The sequence below is a fragment of the Pseudooceanicola sp. HF7 genome (assembly GCF_011806405.1).
Classification (GTDB): domain Bacteria; phylum Pseudomonadota; class Alphaproteobacteria; order Rhodobacterales; family Rhodobacteraceae; genus Pseudooceanicola.
Genome location: NZ_JAATOW010000004.1, coordinates 209,050 through 229,460, shown reverse-complemented (window position 1 = coordinate 229,460; position 20,411 = coordinate 209,050). Strand labels below are relative to the sequence as shown.

The window sequence follows — 20,411 nt, the reverse complement described above, 5'->3', positions numbered from 1 at the left end:
AGAGGACCCCGCCGTGACCGGGCCTGCGACGGAGCCTGCCCGACCCGAAGCGGCGCGTGGCAGCAGAGGCAAGGCCGGTGACCGTTTGCCGCCCCCTGCCAAGGGCATGGGGGGGCAGCGCATGGACGTCGCGCCACTCTCCCGAAGGGGGCCTTTGGCGATGTCATTCGCAAGAGGCCAGGCGGAGCGGCTGAAGGGCGCCTGCGCTGCGACTGGTGCGAATGCGCCGACGCGGGCGTCGGCCTTGGCGGTTCAAAGAACCCCGAAGAGCTTGAGGCCGATTTCGACGATTTTCCAAAGCAGAACGGCAGTATCCTTGGCGAGATAGGCCAACCGGATGGTCTTGACTGCCGGGCTGTCAAACGTCTTTGCGGATCGCGCGAGGGCCTCGGTCAGAGCTGCATTGCTCTTTCCGAGTATGGCTTCTCCCTTGTCAGACTCATCATTCAGGAGAACCTTCATCCGCGAGGTGCGATGGAAGATCCTCATGCTTTCGTCGACACCGGGCAGCGGCGGTGCGCTGGAGGGCAGCGGCGTGGTGGCATCGTTGATCAGTTGTGGAATGTCACGGGCGAAGTCATCAGCCATGGTGCCCTCGCTGAGGGCAACCAGTATCGGCTCTGCGGCTTGTAGAAGCTCAAGGTCCTCGCGGTCGATTTCCTGCAGCTTCTGCTGCGCGATGCGCTGGCGGTTCTCGGCAATCTCCGGATGCTGAGCGCGGATCGCCAGGGCGCCTTCCTCCACCGCTTCGAGCAGGGCGAGGTTGTCCTCAGTCTCCGCCAATTCGTGAGACTTGAGCTCCCGGCGCAGGCTGATGGCGACAGAGGTGTAATCCAGCTCGATCCGCTGGGGATCGTTGCCGTATCGCTGATGGGTGCGCTGGAGCGTCTTCACGGCCCGCATGTCGGTGCGCAGACCGTTCGAGCCTAGCAGGGCGTCTTCCAGCGCGTCCTCGGTGCGGGAAAGCAGCGCAGATATGAGCGGCGCATTCTCAAGCGGTCTTGGCGTGACCAAGAAGGTGCCAGTCGCCGGGTTGAGCGTCACCTCTTCGGACAGCTGGGTGGTGCGGGTGAGGTAGTCCGCCTCAATCTCCGCGATCCGCTCGGCCACGGCTTCGGGGCCTTGCTTCCAGATCTCTTCGGGGATCAGCGCAACCTCTCGCTGGAGATCCCAGGGAAGGGGATCACCCGCCATGGCGCGCTCGTACCAGCGGGACCAGAAATCCCAGTCCCCGCCTTCGGTCAAAACCCAGGTCCTGCCGTCTTGCTTGCTCAGTTTCTCTGTAGCGTCAGTGATTGCCTGAAGACGTTGCACGCGGCTTTCCAGCATGCGGCGCGGTTCGACTGGGAGCGCTGTATCGGCATAGGCGGCGGCACGGGCGGCGGCGTCGGGGGGATAGGGGGCATCAGCGGCATCGGCGGCGGCACGGGCGGCGGCATCGTGGGGATAGGGGACATCGGCTACATCGGCGGCGGCACGGGCGGCGCAATTGGCGGCATGCGCGGCGACGCCGACGGCATCGGCGGCACAGGCGGCACGGGCGGCGGCATTGGCGGCATCGTCTGCGTAGGCGCGATAGTAAGGAGGGTTGGAGCCAAAGCTGGCTGCATAGGCGGTATGGGAGGTGGCATCAGCGGCGGCTCTCACATCGGGGGTCGGTCCCACGGCCGCGACCCCCGAAATTAGGATTAAACGAAACCTAGACAGAACATGGCGCTCCCTGCGCTCAGAACCGGTCTCAACCGAGCAAACCAGCGGCAACACCCTGAGCGCCGCCCGCACGGCGATCGCCGTGCAAACCTCCCGCGACTGCTCCCTTAGCCACGCCCTGAACTGCTCTTCGTTCTTTACCGTCATGCCGCCTGACCGTCCCCGCCTCTCCCCGTACCCTAGCGTCGCTCCCGGCGCGCTCAACCCCTCCCGCAACCCGGGGCTCCGCCCGCGCGCGCCTCGATTGATCCCCCGGATCAATCGCCGACTGCGTCGGACCGGCGCGCGCCCCCTTGCCAACTGCCCTTTTCCCCCGCATATGCTGCGCATCATGACCGATCTCGCACATATCCGTAACTTCTCCATCGTCGCCCATATCGACCACGGGAAATCCACCCTGGCCGACCGGTTGATCCAATCCACGAACACCGTCACCGAGCGGGAGATGAAGGAGCAGCTCCTCGATGCCATGGACATCGAGCGCGAGCGCGGCATCACGATCAAGGCGAACACCGTCCGGATCGAATACATCGCCGACAACGGCGAGCTCTACATCCTGAACCTGATCGACACCCCCGGTCACGTCGACTTCGCCTATGAGGTCTCCCGCTCCATGCATGCGGTCGAAGGCTCCCTGCTGGTGGTCGACAGCACCCAGGGCGTGGAGGCGCAGACGCTGGCCAATGTCTACCAGGCCATCGACGCCGATCATGAGATCGTCCCCGTCCTGAACAAGATCGACCTGCCCGCCAGCGAACCCGAACGGGTCGCCGAGCAGATCGAGGATGTCATCGGCATCGATGCCTCCGACGCGCTGCTGGTCTCTGCCAAGTCCGGCATCGGCATCAAGGAAACGCTCGAGGCGATCTGCCACCGCCTGCCCGCGCCCACGGGCGACCGCGATGCGCCGCTCAAGGCCATGCTGGTGGACAGCTGGTATGACCCCTACCTGGGCGTCGTCGTGCTGGTGCGCATCATGGACGGCGTGATGAAGAAGAACGACCGCGTGAAATTCATGCGCAATGGCACGGTGCACCAGATCGACCGCATCGGCGTCTTCCGCCCGGCCATGCAGAACGTGGATGAACTGGGCCCGGGCGAAATCGGCTTCATCACCGCCTCGATCAAGCAGGTGCGCGACACCAAGGTCGGCGACACGATCACGACAGAGAAGAAGGGGACGGAGAAACCGCTGCCCGGCTTCAAACCCTCCATTCCCGTCGTCTTCTGCGGCCTCTTCCCGGTGGATTCCGCCGAATTCGAGGACCTGCGCGACGCGATCGAGAAACTGGCGCTGAACGATGCCTCCTTCTCCTATGAGATGGAGACCTCGGCCGCGCTGGGCTTCGGCTTCCGCTGCGGCTTCCTGGGGCTGCTGCACCTTGAGGTGATCCGCGACCGGCTGGAGCGCGAATACGATATCGAGCTGATCACCACGGCGCCCTCTGTGGTCTACCACGTCTTCATGAAGGACGGGACGATGCAGGAGCTGCACAACCCCGCCGACATGCCCGACCTGACCTATGTCGATCACGTCGAGGAACCGCGCATCAAGGCTACCATCATGGTGCCGGATGAATACCTGGGCGACGTGCTGAAGCTCTGCCAGGACCGCCGCGGCATCCAGGAAGAGCTGACCTATGCCGGCACCCGGCCCCTGGTGGTCTATGACCTGCCCCTGAACGAGGTGGTCTTTGACTTCTACGACCGGCTGAAATCGGTGACCAAGGGCTATGCCAGCTTCGATTACCACCTGACCGGCTACCGCCAGGACAACCTGGTGAAGATGTCGATCCTGGTGAACGACGAACCCGTGGATGCCCTGTCGATGATGGTGCACCGCGACCGCGCGGAGATGCGCGGCCGGGCGATGTGCGAAAAGCTGAAGGACCTGATCCCGCGCCACATGTTCAAGATCCCGATCCAGGCAGCCATCGGCGGCAAGGTCATCGCCCGAGAGACCCTGTCCGCCATGCGCAAGGACGTGACGGCGAAATGCTACGGCGGCGACGCCACCCGGAAGCGCAAGCTTCTGGACAAGCAGAAGGCCGGCAAGAAGAAGATGCGCCAGTTCGGCAAGGTGGACATCCCGCAAGAGGCCTTCATCTCTGCGCTGAAAATGGACAGTTAAAGAAAACCCGGGCAAGCGCCCGGGTTTTTCTTCTTTGGACCATTTTCGGTAAAGCTCCTGATTTTTTATTTTTGGGTTGGCTGGCAACTTCGTTGCGGCCCAGAATGCCAGACAAAATAGCGGGAGAGTTGAGAATGGCGAATGCCGAACCACCTCATGAACGGGCCGAGGACGACCGCAGAATCGAGGGCTTGATTGAATGGCTTCAGAGGCTTGGCGTTACTAGGCTGCCTAGGGAAATTGTAGAAGAAGAGATTGCGCGAAGGCGAGTTGATCAGCAATCGGAAGCTAACTACTGGCAGTTGAATAATGAGCTTTGGCAACAAAAGGAAGATCGCCTCTTGGAGGGCGAATTGGCGACCACGGCCGCACTTTTCGACAAAAGTTCTTCCTACAATAATGTTGTTTCGACTTTAGGTTATGCTGGCTTCTTTTTCATATGGAATTTCTGCCACGACTCCATGACGAACGCGCAGAACGCTTTTGTTGGCGTGTTCTTGGGGTTTTCTCTCCTCGTGTTTATCTCATGGACTTTGCTGATCTCCGTCGTCACGGCTCAAATGGTCAGATGGCGTGCGGCCGTGCTCGAAGTCGATCATGGATCACGTCAAGAATTGCTCGAAGCTGTCAACGAAGTGAACCTAAGGGTAAAGAGCCGGGAGCTAGAGCTGTCAAAGTACTGGCTGCCGGTTTTTTGTGTTTCCGTGGGTACCGCCTTGGCCGCAGGAATCTTCTTGTTGGCTTTGTTGTTCTCTCAGATGACAGGTTTGGATCTGAGTGGCGTTATCTGCTACATTCCGCCGCAATAGGTTCGTAGCGAGAGGAAGGTGCGTGCTCGCACGCACCTTCCTCTCGCACCACCCTCTCGCCCCATCCACCGCCAAAGGTGCGTGCAAGCACGCACCCTACGGCGCCCGATCCCGGTGGACCGAGGAATAGGGCCAATCCTCCGCCCGTTGCACAAGCCCATGCTTGACGGGGTTTTCCCAGCAATACCGCAGATGCGCGGTATGATCCGCCTCGTCGCGGATGTGATGTTCCCAGAAGCGCCGCTGCCAGATCCCGCGTTCGTGGCGGGCACGGGGGCCGGCCCGGAGCGGCCCCGGCGGCCTACCGCGCGAGAAGCCGGACTTGATCTGCCGCCAGCGGGTTGCATAGTCCGCGTCCCCTTCAGGCAGCGTCCAGATGCAATGCAGATGATCCGGCAGCACCACCCAGGCATCGATGTGAAAGGGCCGGCGGGCCTTCACGCCGGCTACGGCGGTCCGCAGCGCCTCCACCTCCCGCACCAGCAGGTCCGATCCCCGCTCTGCGAGCGTGACCGTGAAGAAGATCGTGGCGCCGGGAATGTGTGGGCGAAGATAGCGGGGCATGCCCAAGTTTCGCCCGAACAGGGTTAACAAATCCTGGGGCGGGTGACCCCCACCACCCCCTTCGCAAATTCTGCGACGGAATCCCGCGCCTCCTGCGTTAAGCTTTCAAACGCGCACCCATCGTCAAAGGCATATCCCATGACACGAATCCCCCCTGCCATCTATTCCAAGCCGCAGATCTACCTGCACTGGGCCATCGCGCTCCTCGTTCTGTTCCAGCTCATCTTCGACATGGGCATGGGCCGCGCCTTCCACCAGATGATGGAGGGCACCGCCACCGGCCCCGGCCTGGCCATCGTGCATATCGTCGTGGGGGTCACCGTGCTGGTCCTGATGATCGCGCGGCTTGGCCTGCGGCTGACCCGTGGCGCGCCGCCCCTGCCGCAGGAGGAACCGGGCCCGCTGAAGGCGCTCGCCGGAATCGTCCACTGGGTCTTCTACGCGCTGCTGGTGCTGATCCCGCTCTCCGGCCTCGCGGCTTGGTTCGGGCAGGTCGCGCCCGCCGCTGGCGCGCATGAGGTGCTGACCACGCTGCTCTGGGCGGTGATCGCGCTGCATGTGGCCGGGGCGCTTTACCAGCAGTTCGTGCTGAAGACCGGGCTTCTCCGCCGCATGTCGCCCCACTAACGGCGCGGGCTCCATCGCCAGGTCAAAGGTTAACGCCCCCAGCGCGCGGGGCGTTAACGGCGGGGGCACCGTACGCTGCGCACCGACGTGATACCGACGTCATACCGACGCGATACAGACGTCGCACCGATGCCCCGAAACCCCAGTTAACCAAGGCCCGGGGTGGCGATTCGCCCAGCCCGGGCCGTCAGGGGCATACTTCGGCCCCAAACCTTTCCAAAACATGAAAAACCCCTCCGGAGCGCGCGGCTCCGAAGGGGTTTCGGCATTTCTGCCAGGCTTTGGAAAAGGCCCTGTTAGGGGTCTTACATCTCGGCCTGGGTGTCGTTTGCTTCGGTAGAGATCGCCTGGCCGGCGTTCTCGATATCCTGGCCTGCGCCTTCGACGGTCTCGCAGGCGGCAAGGGCGCAAAGGACGGCAAGGGATGCAACGATACGGGTCATGCTATTCTCCTGTTTCTGGCTTCGCAGGCCCAACCCCCGGCGCGCCAAAGGGTTCCGCCGGATCGAGAAAAAGCCAGAAAAAACAATCCGCGCTCAGCCCCTCAAAGCTTGCTCTGCGTCTCCGAGGCGGTGCTGGAAATCGCCTGGCCCGCGCTCTGGATGTCCTGTCCGGCGCCGCGCACCGTGTTGCAGGCCGTCAGGGCAAGAAGCGCCGCAAGGCAGCTCAGAAGTCTGATCATCTGTCTCTCCGTCATACCGTTCGCGCCTCTGCGCGCGCCGGAGCAGATTAGCCGCAGCCCGCGCGCCGACGCCAGCGCAAAAGGTGTCGCCTGGCGTTGATCCACGTCAAGGCCGCGCCGCGCCCCTGGCGGCATCATGACGGCAGGAAAGGGAGTCCTGCCATGACACGTTTGCATGTCCTGCTGTTCAGCCTGACCGCGCTTGCGCTCTGCGGCGCCGGTGGCACCTTTGTCCTGCTGCTGGACCTTCCGGGATGGCCCGCGCTGGCACTGACCTATCTTGCTGGAATTGCACTGGCTTTCCCGCTCTCGCGCGGGATCGAGGCCGCGGTTGCCGCCGCCGATCAGCCCGGGCAGATCGCCGCCGCCAGCGTCAGGCAGGCGTCAAAGGGTCAGGAAATGGGCCACCGCGGCTTCGAATTCCCGCGGTTTGTCCGCATGTAGCCAATGGCCCGCACCGGGCAGCTTGGCAAAGGCGGCACGGGGGAAGAGCGCCTTGATCCGGTCGCGGTGCTCGGGCAGCACGTAATCGCTGTCCGCCCCGGTCAGGAACAGCGTGCGCCCCTCGTAACTGCCCGTGATCTCTGGGAAACCGGTGATCTTGTCCATCTCCGCCTCCAGCACCTCCAGGTTCAGCCGCCAGCGCTTTTCCTGCACGTCCAGGCTTTGGGTGAAGAAGCTTTGCAGCGCGCGCGGCACGCCGGCCTCGGCCAGCTGGGCCTCTGCGTCGGACCGGCGGCTGACCGTGTCCAAATCGACGCTGCGCATCGCGTCGATGAATTCCTGCTGGCTGTGGCCATAGGTGACCGGCGCGATATCGGCGATGACCAGGCGTTCGACCAGCGCACCATGGCGCAGCGCCAGCACCATGGCAGCCTTGCCGCCCATGGAATGGCCCAGCACCGCGCAGGGGCGCCCCTCGGCCTGCAGCACCTCGGCCAGGTCATCCGCCATGTCGGGGTAGGAATTGCTATCGCTGCGCGGGGACAGCCCGTGATTGCGCATGTCCACGGCGATGACGGGGCGCTCTGTGGACAGGCGCTTGGCGATGACACCCCAGTTCCGGCCAGAGCCGAAAAGCCCATGGGCGATGACAAGCGGGGTGGCCTCTGCGGGGCCGTCATGGCGGATCACGTTCAGCATGAGCAAGCCATAGCCGATGGCCCGGGGGCATTCCAGACCAATTGGAATCGCCGCGCGAAACCGCTAACCTGCGCGGATCAACCGGGGGGCAGGGCATGTCGGGTTTCTCCAGCGTCGAGCCGGAACTGAAAAAGGTAGAGCGGCAGTTGCACCGCAAGTTCGGTCATTCCCGCTGGGGGATCGACCGCTTGATGCGCCGTGCCGGACGCCGGCTGCCGACCCGCGCCCATAAGGCCGCGGCAGAGATCCAGGAGGCCCGCCAGATGGCCCACCACCCCCGCCTGGCGCGGGTCGTGGATGGCGAGCGGCTGAAGGGCTCCGTCCGGGTGCTAGGGGATGCGGTGCGCGATTACGATGACAAGGCGCGTCGGATCGACCTGCTGCTCAGCGTGCTGCGCGCCCTGGCTTTCAACCTGCTGGTGCTTGGGGTGATCATGCTGGTCCTGGCCCACTGGCGCGGCCTTATCTGACAGGCTCTTACCTGGCGGGATCCTGTTCCGCAGGTACTTGTTCGCCAGGGCTTTCCCCGAAAGCTTCGGGCCTGAAGGGCCGCGCTGACAGCGCATCGCGCAGCACCAGCGTCACCGTGGTGAAGCTGACGAAGAACAACAGGTACCAGGATCCCATCTTGCCCCAGCTCACCAGCTGGAAATCGCGCTGCCCTGCATAGGCCCAGGTGCCGGTGAAGGTGCCGATGTTCTCTGCCACCCAAAGCGCGAAGGCGATCATCAGCGCGGCCAGCGGGAAGGGCATCCAGTGATAGCTGCCCCCCACCCGGAACCACATCCGGGTGCGCGCGAACAGCAGCAGGCTGGCCGCGAAAAGCCCCAGCCGGATATCCACGAACCAGTGGTGGGCAAAGAAGTTCACGTAGATCGCCACCGCCAGCAGGACAGAGGCCCAGTAGGGCGGGTAGGGGGCGAAGCGCGCATCGAACAGCCGGATCGCGCGGGCGATGTAGCTGCCGACAGAGGCATACATGAAACCGGTGAAAAGCGGCACGTCGAAGGCCTTGAAGATCCCCGGCTCCGGGTAGCCCCAGCTGCCCGCGTTGACCTTGAACCACTCCATGGCCGTGCCGGTGAAATGGAACAGCAGGATCACCTTGGCCTCGTCCCAGGTTTCCAGCCGGGTGGCGATCAGCACCACCTGTGTGGTGATGGCGATCAGGAACAGCGCATCATAGCGTTGCAGCGCCCAGTCCGGCGACCAGATGGCCCGCGTCATCAGGATTGCCCCCAGGATGATGATGGCGAAAAGCCCTGCCCAAAGCTGCTTGGCAACGAAGATCGCCAGCCGCGCCCAGACGGGCGGCAGGCGGTGGCGCAGCGCATCGGCGGCACGGGTCAGGGGGCTGTCGGGGCTGCGTCGGATCATGCCGGTTTCTCACCCGCAGGGGGCCGGCTGTCCAGTCCTCAGTCGAACTTGCGCGAGGGCGCGAGCACCAGCGCTTCGCCCGCCAGCACCTTCTTGCCGTCCACCGTGCAGCGGCAATCCAGCGTGACCCGGCGCTTGGCGTAATTGATATCGGTGACCTCCACTTCGGCGGTCACCATGTCCCCCGGACGGACCGGTCCCAGAAACTTAAGACTCTGTCCCATATAAACGGTGCCATGACCGGGCAGCTGTTCCCCGATCACGGCCGAGATCAGCCCCGCCGTCAGCATCCCGTGGGCGATGCGCCCCTCGAAGATCGTGTCCTGGGCATAGGCATCGTCCAGGTGCACCGGGTTCCGATCGGTAGAGACCTGGGCGAACATCTCGATATCCTCGTCCGTCACCACCTTCCGGATGTGACGGGTCATGCCCATCTCCAGGTCTTCCAGGCAGATCGTGCCCCGGGGGAAATTGTCCAACATCCGACCCTCCAATGGGTGAGTAATATTGCGCCACATGAATCTTGCCTTGAGCAACAATATTACTTCGCAGATGCAGAATCAAGTCTTACCGCAGCTTGCCGATAGCGAATGTCGGGGTCAGTTCCTGCTCTGTGATATAGGCCTCCAGCGCTTCGGGATCGGGCTGGTCGGTGGTGCGGGTTTCCTCAGCCGCAAGGCCCCCGGTGATGAACAGGCTGTCGATCCCTTCCCCGAGCGCGCCCAGGATATCGGTACGGATCCCGTCGCCGATCGCCAGCACGCGGGACGGGGGCACATCCGCGCCGGTGGCGGCCAGGCGCAGGCGGGCCAGGTCGTAGATCGGCGGATGGGGCTTGCCGAAATACAGGCTTTCCCCGCCCATTTCGGTGTAAAGCTGGGCCACGGCCCCGGCGCACCATTCGCGCACCTCGCCCCGGTCCACGACGATGTCGGGGTTCGCGCAGAGCAGCTTCAAGCCATTGGTCTTGCCCAGCAAAAGCTGCGGGCGCAGGACCGAAAGATCGGCCATCGGATCGAAGGGGCCGGTGCAGACGATGCCCTCTGCCTCTTCGATGGGGAAGATCTCGACGGATTCGGGGTTTTCCAGGATGTTCAGCGGTTCGAAGAAATGCTGCTCGGCCTCGGTGCCGATGAAATAGACCTTGTGGCCCACGGTTCCCTGGAACATGGCCGATCGCGCGCTGTCGCCCGAGGTGGCGATCGTGTCCCAGCAATCTTCCGGCGCGCCGAAGACCTTGAGCTGCTTTTCCACCTCGTGGCGGGTGCGCGGAGAGTTCGTCAGCAGGACAACGGTGCCACCGCCCTTGCGGTATTCCTGCAGCGCGGCGACGGCCTCGGGGTAGGCTTTCACGCCGTCATGAACGCAGCCCCAAAGGTCGACGAACAGCGCGTCGTAGTCAGAGGCGATCTCGGAAAGGGCGGAAACGATGCGGGTCATGGAAATCTCGCGCTGGAAAAGGGTCAGGAACCGCGCCCGCGATCCGGTGGGGAGCCGGCGCTTTCCGAAGATATGGCGCAGCTTGCCCTGCGGGACCAGCAGAAACCGGAACTGGGCGCTGAACCGGCGCGGGATCAGCCCTGCGGCAGCTCCGCCGTCAGCCCCTTCAGCACCGCGTCCAGCACCGCCAGCAGGTTGCCCTCCACCTCTTCGTCGGGCAGGCACAGGTATTCCGCCACCAGCTTGGGATGGCTGTAGCCGACCAGCGCGGCCTGCACCACCTTGGCGGCGTGCTCCGGGTCGGGCAGGGCGGGATAGGCCTCTGCCAGCAGGGTGGTAATCTCAAGCCGCTGGTGGGCGATGTGGTGCAGCACGACCTCTCTCAGCCGGTGCGAGAGCAGGTCGAAGGCGGCGAACAGATGCGGTTCCTTGCGCGCGGCCTCGCGCTTCAGGCGCAGCCGGGTCAGCGCCCAAAGACGCAGGCGCTCCTGCGCCGGGCCCTCACCGGCGACGATCTCTGCCAGGGGCACGCGGGAATGGTCCAGCCAGTCGTCGACCACCGCGTCGATCAGCGCCGCCTTGCCGGAGAAATGCGCGTAAAGCGCGGCATGGCTGACCCCAAGGGCCCCGGCCACATCCGTCACCCGGAACTTGTCACAGCCCATCACGGCCATCCGCTCGCTGGCCACCGCCACCGCGCGTTCCTTCAGTTCACCTGCATTCAATCCTGTCCGTGGCATGGTGTCTCCGCTCCCCTTGCCAGCGTTTATGTTACAGGTTACAAGTTTTGTAAATTGTAATCTGTCCCCATAGTCTGTCCCCACAGCACGCCCGTCCCGAAGGTAATTTTCGATGTCCGCTCTTCTCAAGGACCGCCGCGCCATTGCGCTCATGCTGGCGGCCTCTCTCACGGTGATGTCCAACGCCATCATCAGCCCCTCCCTGACCGGGATCGAGGCGCATTTCTCCGACAACCCCAACGCTGAGCTTCTGACCCGCATGCTTGTCGCCGCGCCCTCGCTGCTCGTGGCGATCGTGGCGCCCTTCGCGGGCATGATGGCGGACCGGTTCGGCCGTCGCCGCCAGCTGCTGATCGGTGTGGCGCTCTTCGGGGTCTGCGGCACCGCCGGGATCTGGCTGCCCAGCCTCGAGGCGATCTTCGTCAGCCGCCTGATCCTGGGGATCGGCGTCGCCATGATGATGACCGCCGTCACCGCCCTGGTCGGAGACTACTTCCAGGGAGAGCTGCGCGCGCGTTTCATGGGCATGCAGATCGCGGCGATGAACTTTGGTGGGCTGGTGCTGATCGCGCTCTCCGGTGGGCTGGCGGGCGTGGATGCCATGCTGCCCTTCCTGCTTTACGGGGTGGCGATCCTTTACCTGCCGTTCCTGATCTTCGCGCTGGATGAACCCAGCAAGGCCTCCCGCGATGCCGCCGCCCATGCCCCGGGCGGAGAGGGCGCACAGGGCTGGGTCGGCCTGCTGATCGCCGCCGTGGTGCTGTCCGGGATCACCTTCCTGACCTTCTACATCCTGCCCACGCAGGCGGCCTACTTCCTGCCCCTCATCGGCCATCCGGAACCGGCGGCCGCGGCGATGCTGATGGTCGGCGTGACCTTCGCGGCCGGGGTCGTGTCGCTTGTCTACGGGCGCTTGCGCGGCATCCTCGGGCGCGCACGCACGCTGGCCCTGGGCTTCAGCGTGGCGGCCCTGGGCTTCCTGGTGATGGGCTTCTCCTTCCACCTCTGGATCGCCGCCGTGGGGGCGCTCTGCGTCGGTGGCGGGGCCGGGCTGATCATGCCCACCCTGATGGGCGTGGCGCTGGACCTGGCCCCCGCCGCCCGGCGCGGCATGGCTGCCGGCTCTGTCTCCATGGCGATCTTCCTGGGCCAGTTCCTCTCGCCGCTGTTCAGCCTGCCGCTGGTCAACCGGCTTGGCTACTTCGGCACTTTCGAGGTTTACTGCGCGATCCTGGCGATCTGCGCCCTGATCTCCCTGGTGATCTTCCGCGAACGCCGGGGCTTTGCCCTGCAGTTCTGACCGGGGCCGCCATTCTGCCAGACAAACAACAGGGAGGGTCCGGGAAACCGGGCCCTCCTTTGCCATAAAAGCGCCGCGCTGTCAGCGGGCGGTCAGGCCCGGCGGGCTGTGAACAGCACCTGGCCGCGCGGCAGCATCACGCTGTCGCGGGTGACCTGCCAGCCGGTCGTGGCCGCGATGTGCAGCACATCGGCCTCCAGCAGGTGATAGGGCGCGCGGATGTCATGGGTGACCACGCCGTCGGGCTGGCGATAGGGCAGGGCGGCAGCCCCGGCATCGGGGGCCAGGAAGACGGTGAACAGGACCTGCTCCAGCACCGGGAAGCGCTGCAGGCCGGTCAGGGCGCGGCGCAGGTAGGCCATGTGCAGATGGGGAAAGACGGCAAAGGCGATGGCATGGGTGATGCGGTCGCTGACACCGGGAAAGGCAAAGTTGGCATCCTCCACCAGTTGGGCGCGGTCCAGCCGGGCGGGGTCTTCCAGCTCTGCCGCGTGGCCGGCCAGCAGCAGCGCGCGCGACGCATCCGTGCCCCAGTAATGGCCCGGCTCAAGGTAGGGCACCGCCTTGCAGCCCAGCCGCAGGGACCCCGCGCCGATGTCCAGCAGGTGGTGATGCGGCTCCAGTCCGGCGGCCCGCAGCACCTGCATCTGCACGCGCCCGGTCTCGTCCCAGCGGCCGCCGACCACGTCGCGGTGCCGGCCCTTGGCGATGGCGGCATCGTAGAAACCGGCGGCTTCATATGGGTTCTTGGTCATGGGGCGGGCGGGCCTTCGCGGCAGGGGCGTGAGAAAGCGCCCTATGCGCGCCCCGCCCGCCCTAAGTCAATGCCCTGAGGCGATGGCGCCAATGCCGCCCCCGATGCACCGCCCCTTGCCGGACCCCCGGCAGAGGCTTAGATATGAAGGGCACGCCCGGCCGGAGGAGGCCGCGCGGCGCTCATCGAAATCATCGCCCTGACGCCTTCAGGCAACCCTGATCTAGCTGAGGATCTATCCGTCCGGCATGTCGCCGGAGCGGTGTTTCAACCCGTGAGGTCATGATGGGAAAAGGCAACAACAAGCGCGGCAACAAGGAAGCCAAGAAACCGAAGCAGGAAAAGCCCAAGGTTCTGGCAACCGCCAATTCCGGCGCGGCGAAACCCTTCTCTCTTGGTGAGAAGAAGGGCAAGTGAGCCGCCCGCGCCGGCTAGCCGCCCCCGGCAGCCGGGTCTTTCCGCTGAACGCAAAAAGGGCGCCCGAAGGCGCCCTTTTCAATTTCCGCTCCTAAGGCTTCAGACTTTCAGGTTCGGGATGATCTGCTTCTTGCGCGACATCACGCCTGGCAGGACAACCGCGTCACCTTCGACCACGGCGCCAAAGCTCTTCTCGGCCACGGTCTTGACCAGGTCGTTGGGCACGAAGAGGGTCGCTTCCTCGTTCAGGATGTCGACCACGAACAGCAGGACCTGGTCCACGCCGTCTTCGGCTTCCACAGCCTTGAAGCTTTCCATCAGGCTGGCCTTGCGGTCCAGGACGATCTTCGGCGCGGTGGTTTCCAGGACGGAGACGCGGAACTTGGTGCCGTCCACGGCGTATTCCTTGGAATCCATGCGGATCAGCTCTGCATCGGAGAAGGCAGAGACGTCGGACTTGGCTTCGAACATCTCGCTGGCATAGGCGCCCAGGTCCAGGTTCAGCTCACCGGCCAGTTTCTCGGCCAGGGCCTTGTCCACGTCGGTCGTGGTGGGCGAACGGAACTCCAGCGTGTCCGACAGGATGCAGCTCAGCATCGCGCCCTTGATGTTGTCGGGCATCTTGGCCGCGTCATCACCCATCATGTCGTGCATGATCGTCGCGGTGCAGGCCAGCGGCTTGATCGTGATGTCGATCGGGCCCTTGGTTTCCAGCCCGCCGACCAGCTTGTGGTGGTCGATGATCTGGATGACGTTCGCATCGTTGATCGCTGCGGGCAGTTCGGCCGGGTTGTTGGTGTCCACGATCACGACATCGTCGGATTCGCCCACTTCAGAGATGATCTCGGGCTTCTCGAAGTTCCACTTTTCCAGCACGAAAGCGGCTTCGGTGTTGGGCTCGCCCAGAAGCTTGGCTTCGGCCGGGGTGCCAGCGATTTCCGAGAGATACCAGGCCCAGATCAGCGGCGAGCCGGTGGAGTCTGTGTCGGGGGATTTGTGGCCAAAGACCTTGATCGTCATGTGATGCATCCGTTTGAAAGAAGGAAAATCCGGCGCCCTTATAATCGGGCGCAGGGGCAGTGTCACCCGGTCCACGCTGCGATGCCGCAAAATCGCCGCTCAGCCAAGGTCGCTCAGCACAAAGGCCAGGATAAGGCCCAGCGTTACGGCAAAACCGGTCTCCTTGTGGTCATGTTGGTAGGCCTGCGGAAAGACCTCTGTCGCCAGCGAAGCGGTGACCGCCCCGGCGGCAAAGGCGCGGATGGCGGACAGCGGGACCTCTCCGATGTCGCGCAGGGCGAAATTGCCGATCAGGGCGCAAAGGGCCAGGACCAGGGCCGTGCCCGACCACAGCAGCAGCACGCGGCGGCGGCTCAGCCCGCCCTTTTTCATCTGGTTGGCCCCGCCCGCGGCCTCCGGCAAATTCGACAGGAAGATGGAGCCCGCCAGCGCCGCCACCGCCTTGGCATCCGCGCCGATCAGTGCCACGCCAAGCGCCAGGTTCTCCGGCACCCCGTCGAAGGTGATCGCCAGCAGCAGCCCGCCGCCCTTGCTGTCGCCCATCTTCTTCTCAAGCGCGGTATCGGCCACGGTAAAGGCCACCGCACCGGCGGCAATGGCCAGCGACAGCCAGGGCAGGGACAGGTTGGCATGGGCCGGGCGGATCAGCTCTTCGGTGACAGAGACGATCAGCGCGCCGCCCGACAGGGCCACCAGGAAGCCTTCGGTGCGCGGCGTCAGCTTGCCCGACAGGCCCCAGACGGCGCCCAGGATCAGGGCAAGCGAAACCAGCGTGACGGTGATGGCAACTAACATCGGAGGGCTCCGGCGAAGATTGGAATCCGGGATTGGACTTGGGCAGTCGGGACAATCCCAAGCTAGGCGGCGCGGCCCGCTTGTCCAGCGCCCTCACGCCGCATGGCCCCTGTCGTTTTTGCCGCCGTTCTTTTTGACGTTGTCGGGCACGGGGGCGCAGGCTAGGCCTGTGGCATGGCAAAGCTGCGTGAAACAGATCTTTACGCTCCGGTGAAAGTCTTCCTTCAGGCGCAGGGCTACGAGGTCAAGGCAGAGGTCGCCGGGGCCGATGTCATGGCCATGCGCGCCGATGACCCGCACCCCGTGATCGTGGAGCTCAAGACCGGCATGACCCTGGCGCTGCTGCAACAGGGGATCGCTCGGCAATCGGTCACGGATTTCGTCTACCTCGCGATCCCGGCCATGCGCGGGCGCAAGCAGCTGGCGGCCCATGTCGCGCTTTGCCGTCGCCTGGGGCTGGGCCTGCTGACCGTGCGGCTGCGCGATGGCTTCGTCACGCCGCATTGCGATCCCGGCCCCTATGCCCCGCGCAAGTCGCGCCCCCGGCAGGGCCGGCTGCTGAAGGAATTCCAGATGCGGCAGGGCGATCCCAATACCGGGGGATCGAACCGGGTCACGCTGGTGACCGCCTATCGCCAGGACGCGCTGCGCTGTGCCGCCCAGCTTGCCCAGGCCGGCCCCAGCAAGGGGGCAGAGGTGGCGCGTGCCACGGGCGTGCCACGGGCAACCCGCATCATGCGGGACGATCACTACGGTTGGTTTGAGAAGGTCTCCACGGGCATCTATGCCCTGACAGAGGCGGGGCAGGCCGCTGCCGCGCAGGCAGGCCAGGCCCCCTCTGTCCCTGATCCCAGTGCCCCCGGGGATGTGGTCCCGGAAGCGGGGTCGCATTCTGCAAACACGAAGGGCGCCCGATCAAAGGCGCCCCGTTCCAAGGCCTCGGGTTAGCCGAGCCTTTGGTGGCCGTTCAGGCCACCAGGGTGTCTTCGGGATCGACCTCGGTGCCCGGATCGATCGGGGTGCGCTGGTGCTGGATCATCTGCCAGCGCCCGCGCCGCACTACCCAGCAGGAGGTGCACCAGCATTCGTAAAGCTCTGCGGTGCGGGCACGCACGGCCTGGGCCCGGTAGGCCAGTACGGCGGCGCCATGGTGTTCGGAAACCCGCTTGCCCAGCATCTTGACGGAGGTCCAGCGCGGGGCCTCTTTCAGCCCTTCCAGGATCTCCTTGCCCTTCAGTATGCCCGCGCCCGGGAAGGCCATCAGGCAGAACGGAGTGATCCGTTCGGCGAAGCTGTCGACTCCGCTTGTCCAGAGCGTCCGCTCTTCATTCCAAAGGGTCTGTTCAATCGCTTCAAGCATCCGGTCTCCTCCGGTTTGCGTTCCACGAAACAAGCGCTGAAACCCGCAGAAGTTCCTTGGAATCGTCCGATTTCGCGCTCTAGGCGTGCTTTCAGGCCGGTTTCCCTAAGGGGATCAAGGGGCCGCAAAAGGCCGCAAACCCCAGAGAAATAGACCCTTCGCATTGCCTCATGCATACGATTACGCATGTTGGGTAAACGCCGCGTGTCGTTGCCGCTCAAAGTGCTGTTGGCAGCCGGCCAAACCGGCTTTCCGGTCTGCGCACGGGGCCGGATCGCAATCGGCAGGCAGAAGCGGCCGGATGGATCCACTGCGGCGCATGTCCGGCTTGAGCGCATATTGCATAATGCTGCAGCGCGGCTAAGCTGGTCTTATGATCAGCATGGCAAGCAGCAACATCCGCGTCCTCGCACCTTTGGAAACGCTGGACTATTTCGACAGTCAAACCGTGCGCTTGCCGCGCGAGGTCACACCCTTGCAGGCGTGGAACCTGATCATGGAAGATCCGCAGCCTCTCTTGAAAATCGCCTTCAAGCTACGCGATGCAGTTTCCAGAGGGTTTGGCGTGAAATCCATTGGCGGCTTTTCCGGCATGTCAAAAGAGACTGTCCGCGCAGGTGACTACCTGGACTTCTTCCTGGTCGAACACAGCGACGACACGACCTTGGTCCTGACGGAACGGGATCGGCATCTTGATGTGATGACCTGCGTGTCGGTTGAGGGACAGGAGGTCTCCATCACCTCCTCTGTGACCGTGCATAACGCGTTTGGCACAGCCTACATGCTGCCGGTGGGCATCGCTCACAAGGTCATTGTCAGGAATATGCTGCGTCGCCTTCAAAGGAAACTCGCGGCGTAGGGCGCAAACTCCCGCACAAAGGACCCAATCTGCCCTGCGGCGATCCGCCGGTCGGGGATTTCCCGGTGCCGCTCGCCTTGAAACGGGTCGGGCAGGGCGCCACCTGCGGGGCAGGACAGGCCAGTGATCCCGCCAGCGTTTGCGCCACAAGGGGCGCCCGCCCCCGGGGCGGCGAAAAATTCATATCACTGTCGTTGACTCGTTGGGTCGCTTTGCCTATCTCACTGTCGTTAGCACTCGCCACTGGTGAGTGATAATACCCCGCTGATCGGCGGGACAGGAATTAACTTTGAGCCAAGGAGCCTCAGAGATGGCATTTACACCGCTGCATGACCGTGTGCTTGTGGAACGCGTCGAGAGCGAAGAGAAGACCGCAGGCGGTCTGATCATCCCCGACAGCGCAAAAGAAAAACCCGCCGAAGGCGTCGTTGTTGCCGTTGGCGCAGGTGCCAAGGATGAAGATGGCGAACGCGTCGCCATGGACGTCAAGGCAGGCGACAAGATCCTGTTCGGCAAATGGTCGGGCACCGAGATCACGCTGGACGGCAAAGAGCTGCTGATCATGAAGGAAAGCGACATCATGGGCATCATCGCGTAAGCGACTGCCCTTTTCGCATTTCCCGGTTTCAAACAATCTAGTCAGGAGAGACAGACATGTCTGCCAAGGACGTTAAGTTCAGCACCGACGCACGCAACAAGATGGTCAAGGGCGTCAACATCCTCGCCGATGCCGTCAAGGTCACGCTGGGCCCGAAAGGCCGTAACGTGGTTCTCGACAAATCCTTCGGCGCACCGCGCATCACGAAGGACGGTGTCTCGGTTGCCAAGGAAATCGAACTGGAAGACAAGTTCGAGAACATGGGCGCCCAGATGGTGAAGGAAGTTGCTTCCCGCACCAACGACGAAGCCGGCGACGGTACCACCACCGCAACCGTGCTGGCGCAAGCCATCGTGAAAGAAGGCACCAAGGCCGTGGCCGCGGGCATGAACCCGATGGACCTCAAGCGCGGCATCGACCTTGCCACGCTGAAAGTCGTCGAAGCCATCAAGGCCGCATCGCGCCCCGTGAACGACTCCGCTGAAGTCGCACAGGTCGGCACGATCTCCGCCAACGGCGAAGCCTCGATCGGCACCATGATCGCGGAAGCCATGCAGAAAGTCGGCAACGACGGCGTCATCACCGTGGAAGAAGCCCGCGGCATGGAGACCGAAGTCGAAGTCGTCGAAGGCATGCAGTTCGACCGCGGCTACCTGTCGCCCTACTTCGTGACCAACGCCGACAAGATGACCACCGAGCTGGAAGACTGCATCGTGCTGCTGCACGAGAAGAAGCTGTCCTCCCTGCAGCCGATGGTTCCCCTGCTTGAGCAGGTCATCCAGTCCCAGAAGCCGCTCCTCATCATCGCTGAAGATGTCGAAGGCGAAGCGCTGGCGACCCTCGTGGTCAACAAGCTGCGCGGCGGCCTGAAGATCGCAGCCGTCAAGGCCCCGGGCTTCGGCGACCGTCGCAAGGCCATGCTGCAGGATCTCGCGATCCTCACCGGCGGCCAGGTGATCTCCGAAGATCTGGGCATGAAGCTCGAATCCGTGACCATGGACATGCTCGGCTCCGCCAAGAAAGTCTCCATCACCAAGGACGAGACCACCATCGTCGAAGGTGCAGGCGACAAGGCAGAGATCGAAGCGCGTGTCGCACAGATCCGCAACCAGATCGAAGAAACCACCAGCGACTACGACCGTGAGAAGCTGCAGGAACGCGTTGCCAAACTGGCAGGCGGTGTTGCTGTCATCCGCGTTGGCGGCATGACCGAAACGGAAGTGAAAGAGCGCAAGGACCGCGTCGATGACGCGCTGAACGCGACCCGCGCTGCCGTTCAGGAAGGCATCGTCGTCGGCGGCGGTGTGGCCCTGGTTCAGGGCGGCAAGGCCCTCGAAGGCATGACCGGTGCAAACTCCGACCAGGAAGCCGGCATCGCCATCGTGCGCAAGGCCCTGGAAGCACCCCTGCGCCAGATCGCTGAAAACGCCGGTGTCGACGGTGCCGTGGTTGCCGGCAAGGTCCGCGAATCCAGCGACCTGAAGTTCGGCTTCAATGCTCAGACCGAAGAATACGGCGACATGTTCGCCTTCGGTGTGATCGACCCTGCCAAGGTGACCCGCACCGCGCTGGAAGACGCTGCTTCCATCGCCGGCCTGCTGATCACCACCGAAGCCATGGTTGCCGACAAACCGTCGAAAGACGGCGCCGGCGCCGGCGGCGGCATGCCCGACATGGGCGGCATGGGCGGCATGGGCGGCATGATGTAATCTGCCGATCCATTTCGGATCTCCCGCCCCTCGGGACGGGACGGAAAGGAGGCCTCCGGGCCTCCTTTTTGCATCTTCCGGCCCCCGATCAGCCCCTGCAGCACGGGGCGGCGCAACCGGAAGGGTGTATGGGTACGTACTTCAGTGCAGGGGGCGATACGGGCTGCCCCATGGTGAGAAAATCAGCAACAGTTTGCAGGAAATGGAAAAATTTTGCTGCTCTGCGGCATTCGCGGGGTGCGCCCGCCGGCAATATGGCTAAGTTGGGGGAAGGCCCCGCCTCCGGAATGCACAACCGGCCCCCGGCGTGACCCTCTTCGTTCCATTGCCCGCACGCCTCCAGCCCCTCATCCCCAAGCAACGCCAGGATTACCAT

General features: G+C 64.0%; 24 protein-coding genes. 11 read left to right on the top strand and 13 right to left on the bottom strand.

The annotated features are described in order from the left end of the window. Positions 1–252: 252 nt before the first annotated feature. Entirely contained in the window at positions 253–1,665 is a 1,413-nt protein-coding gene (locus tag HCZ97_RS03920) for a hypothetical protein (RefSeq protein ID WP_167687363.1), read from the bottom strand. A 376-nt stretch (positions 1,666–2,041) separates the two neighbouring features. Between HCZ97_RS03920 and lepA the strand changes: the two genes are divergently transcribed. Together lepA and HCZ97_RS03910 are read left to right on the top strand one after the other, a co-directional pair. Next, positions 2,042–3,841: a translation elongation factor 4 gene (gene lepA / locus HCZ97_RS03915; RefSeq protein ID WP_167687362.1), complete on the top strand. Its 1,800-nt coding sequence runs from the start codon at positions 2,042–2,044 to the stop codon at positions 3,839–3,841. A gap of 134 nt (positions 3,842–3,975) precedes the next feature. Continuing rightward, positions 3,976–4,650 (top strand): hypothetical protein, encoded by a 675-nt coding sequence (locus HCZ97_RS03910; RefSeq protein ID WP_167687361.1) that lies wholly within the window; start codon positions 3,976–3,978, stop codon positions 4,648–4,650. Between the two features lie 96 nt (positions 4,651–4,746). Here HCZ97_RS03910 and HCZ97_RS03905 read toward each other — a convergent pair whose 3' ends face one another. Continuing rightward, positions 4,747–5,214, bottom strand: a complete 468-nt coding sequence (locus HCZ97_RS03905; protein WP_167687360.1) for a transposase — start codon at positions 5,212–5,214, stop codon at positions 4,747–4,749. A gap of 138 nt (positions 5,215–5,352) precedes the next feature. Between HCZ97_RS03905 and HCZ97_RS03900 the strand changes: the two genes are divergently transcribed. After that, complete coding sequence (locus tag HCZ97_RS03900; protein ID WP_167687359.1) at positions 5,353–5,841, top strand: cytochrome b; 489 nt, start codon at positions 5,353–5,355, stop codon at positions 5,839–5,841. Positions 5,842–6,146: 305 nt separating this feature from the next. Here HCZ97_RS03900 and HCZ97_RS03895 read toward each other — a convergent pair whose 3' ends face one another. After that, a complete protein-coding gene (locus HCZ97_RS03895; protein WP_167687358.1) occupies positions 6,147–6,284 on the bottom strand; it encodes an entericidin A/B family lipoprotein in 138 nt (45 codons plus the stop codon). 101 nt (positions 6,285–6,385) lie between these two features. Next, positions 6,386–6,523, bottom strand: a complete 138-nt coding sequence (locus HCZ97_RS03890; RefSeq protein WP_167687357.1) for an entericidin A/B family lipoprotein — start codon at positions 6,521–6,523, stop codon at positions 6,386–6,388. A gap of 162 nt (positions 6,524–6,685) precedes the next feature. Here HCZ97_RS03890 and HCZ97_RS03885 point away from each other — a divergent pair, with 162 nt between their 5' ends. Then, positions 6,686–6,967 carry a hypothetical protein gene (locus HCZ97_RS03885; RefSeq protein ID WP_167687356.1) on the top strand — a complete coding sequence of 94 codons (282 nt, stop codon included), beginning with the start codon at positions 6,686–6,688 and terminating at the stop codon, positions 6,965–6,967. Here the strand turns inward: HCZ97_RS03885 and HCZ97_RS03880 are convergent. Beyond that, a complete protein-coding gene (locus HCZ97_RS03880; protein ID WP_167687355.1) occupies positions 6,908–7,666 on the bottom strand; it encodes an alpha/beta fold hydrolase in 759 nt (252 codons plus the stop codon). The genes HCZ97_RS03885 and HCZ97_RS03880 overlap by 60 nt on opposite strands. Before the next feature lie 95 nt (positions 7,667–7,761). Between HCZ97_RS03880 and HCZ97_RS03875 the strand changes: the two genes are divergently transcribed. Further along, positions 7,762–8,136 (top strand): hypothetical protein, encoded by a 375-nt coding sequence (locus HCZ97_RS03875; RefSeq protein WP_167687354.1) that lies wholly within the window; start codon positions 7,762–7,764, stop codon positions 8,134–8,136. A gap of 7 nt (positions 8,137–8,143) precedes the next feature. Here HCZ97_RS03875 and HCZ97_RS03870 read toward each other — a convergent pair whose 3' ends face one another. The 4 genes from HCZ97_RS03870 to HCZ97_RS03855 form a co-directional block, all read right to left on the bottom strand. Beyond that, complete coding sequence (locus tag HCZ97_RS03870) at positions 8,144–9,043, bottom strand: DUF817 domain-containing protein (protein WP_167687353.1); 900 nt, start codon at positions 9,041–9,043, stop codon at positions 8,144–8,146. Positions 9,044–9,081: 38 nt separating this feature from the next. Next, positions 9,082–9,525, bottom strand: coding sequence for a MaoC family dehydratase (locus HCZ97_RS03865; RefSeq protein WP_167687352.1), 444 nt, complete (start codon positions 9,523–9,525; stop codon positions 9,082–9,084). A gap of 85 nt (positions 9,526–9,610) precedes the next feature. Beyond that, positions 9,611–10,483, bottom strand: coding sequence for a TIGR01459 family HAD-type hydrolase (locus HCZ97_RS03860; protein ID WP_167687351.1), 873 nt, complete (start codon positions 10,481–10,483; stop codon positions 9,611–9,613). A 134-nt stretch (positions 10,484–10,617) separates the two neighbouring features. After that, positions 10,618–11,223, bottom strand: coding sequence for a TetR/AcrR family transcriptional regulator (locus tag HCZ97_RS03855; RefSeq protein ID WP_167687350.1), 606 nt, complete (start codon positions 11,221–11,223; stop codon positions 10,618–10,620). Between the two features lie 112 nt (positions 11,224–11,335). Here HCZ97_RS03855 and HCZ97_RS03850 point away from each other — a divergent pair, with 112 nt between their 5' ends. Further along, the gene (locus tag HCZ97_RS03850; protein WP_167687349.1) at positions 11,336–12,523 is read left to right on the top strand and encodes an MFS transporter; all 1,188 of its coding nucleotides are present in this window, start codon (positions 11,336–11,338) and stop codon (positions 12,521–12,523) included. A gap of 92 nt (positions 12,524–12,615) precedes the next feature. On the opposite strand, the gene HCZ97_RS03845 is transcribed toward HCZ97_RS03850, so the two are convergent. Next, a complete protein-coding gene (locus HCZ97_RS03845; protein ID WP_167687348.1) occupies positions 12,616–13,278 on the bottom strand; it encodes a class I SAM-dependent methyltransferase in 663 nt (220 codons plus the stop codon). 281 nt (positions 13,279–13,559) lie between these two features. On the opposite strand from HCZ97_RS03845, the gene HCZ97_RS20695 reads away from it, so the two are divergent. Next, a complete protein-coding gene (locus tag HCZ97_RS20695) occupies positions 13,560–13,694 on the top strand; it encodes a hypothetical protein (RefSeq protein WP_303048688.1) in 135 nt (44 codons plus the stop codon). Positions 13,695–13,793: 99 nt separating this feature from the next. Here HCZ97_RS20695 and HCZ97_RS03840 read toward each other — a convergent pair whose 3' ends face one another. After that, positions 13,794–14,714: a manganese-dependent inorganic pyrophosphatase gene (locus HCZ97_RS03840; protein ID WP_167687347.1), complete on the bottom strand. Its 921-nt coding sequence runs from the start codon at positions 14,712–14,714 to the stop codon at positions 13,794–13,796. A gap of 99 nt (positions 14,715–14,813) precedes the next feature. Further along, positions 14,814–15,509: a ZIP family metal transporter gene (locus HCZ97_RS03835; RefSeq protein ID WP_167687346.1), complete on the bottom strand. Its 696-nt coding sequence runs from the start codon at positions 15,507–15,509 to the stop codon at positions 14,814–14,816. Between the two features lie 174 nt (positions 15,510–15,683). Here HCZ97_RS03835 and HCZ97_RS03830 point away from each other — a divergent pair, with 174 nt between their 5' ends. Next, positions 15,684–16,457 carry a DUF2161 domain-containing phosphodiesterase gene (locus HCZ97_RS03830; protein ID WP_175581633.1) on the top strand — a complete coding sequence of 258 codons (774 nt, stop codon included), beginning with the start codon at positions 15,684–15,686 and terminating at the stop codon, positions 16,455–16,457. Positions 16,458–16,476: 19 nt separating this feature from the next. On the opposite strand, the gene HCZ97_RS03825 is transcribed toward HCZ97_RS03830, so the two are convergent. Next, entirely contained in the window at positions 16,477–16,869 is a 393-nt protein-coding gene (locus HCZ97_RS03825; RefSeq protein WP_167687345.1) for a nuclear transport factor 2 family protein, read from the bottom strand. 373 nt (positions 16,870–17,242) lie between these two features. Here HCZ97_RS03825 and HCZ97_RS03820 point away from each other — a divergent pair, with 373 nt between their 5' ends. The 3 genes from HCZ97_RS03820 to groL all read left to right on the top strand — a co-directional run bounded on the left by HCZ97_RS03820 (position 17,243) and on the right by groL (position 20,035). Beyond that, on the top strand, positions 17,243–17,728 hold the full coding sequence (locus tag HCZ97_RS03820) for a DUF2867 domain-containing protein (protein WP_254871324.1): 486 nt from the start codon (positions 17,243–17,245) through the stop codon (positions 17,726–17,728). Between the two features lie 310 nt (positions 17,729–18,038). Then, positions 18,039–18,326 carry a co-chaperone GroES gene (gene groES / locus HCZ97_RS03815; protein ID WP_167687344.1) on the top strand — a complete coding sequence of 96 codons (288 nt, stop codon included), beginning with the start codon at positions 18,039–18,041 and terminating at the stop codon, positions 18,324–18,326. Positions 18,327–18,382: 56 nt separating this feature from the next. Then, entirely contained in the window at positions 18,383–20,035 is a 1,653-nt protein-coding gene (gene groL / locus HCZ97_RS03810) for a chaperonin GroEL (RefSeq protein ID WP_167687343.1), read from the top strand. Positions 20,036–20,411: the final 376 nt, after the last annotated feature.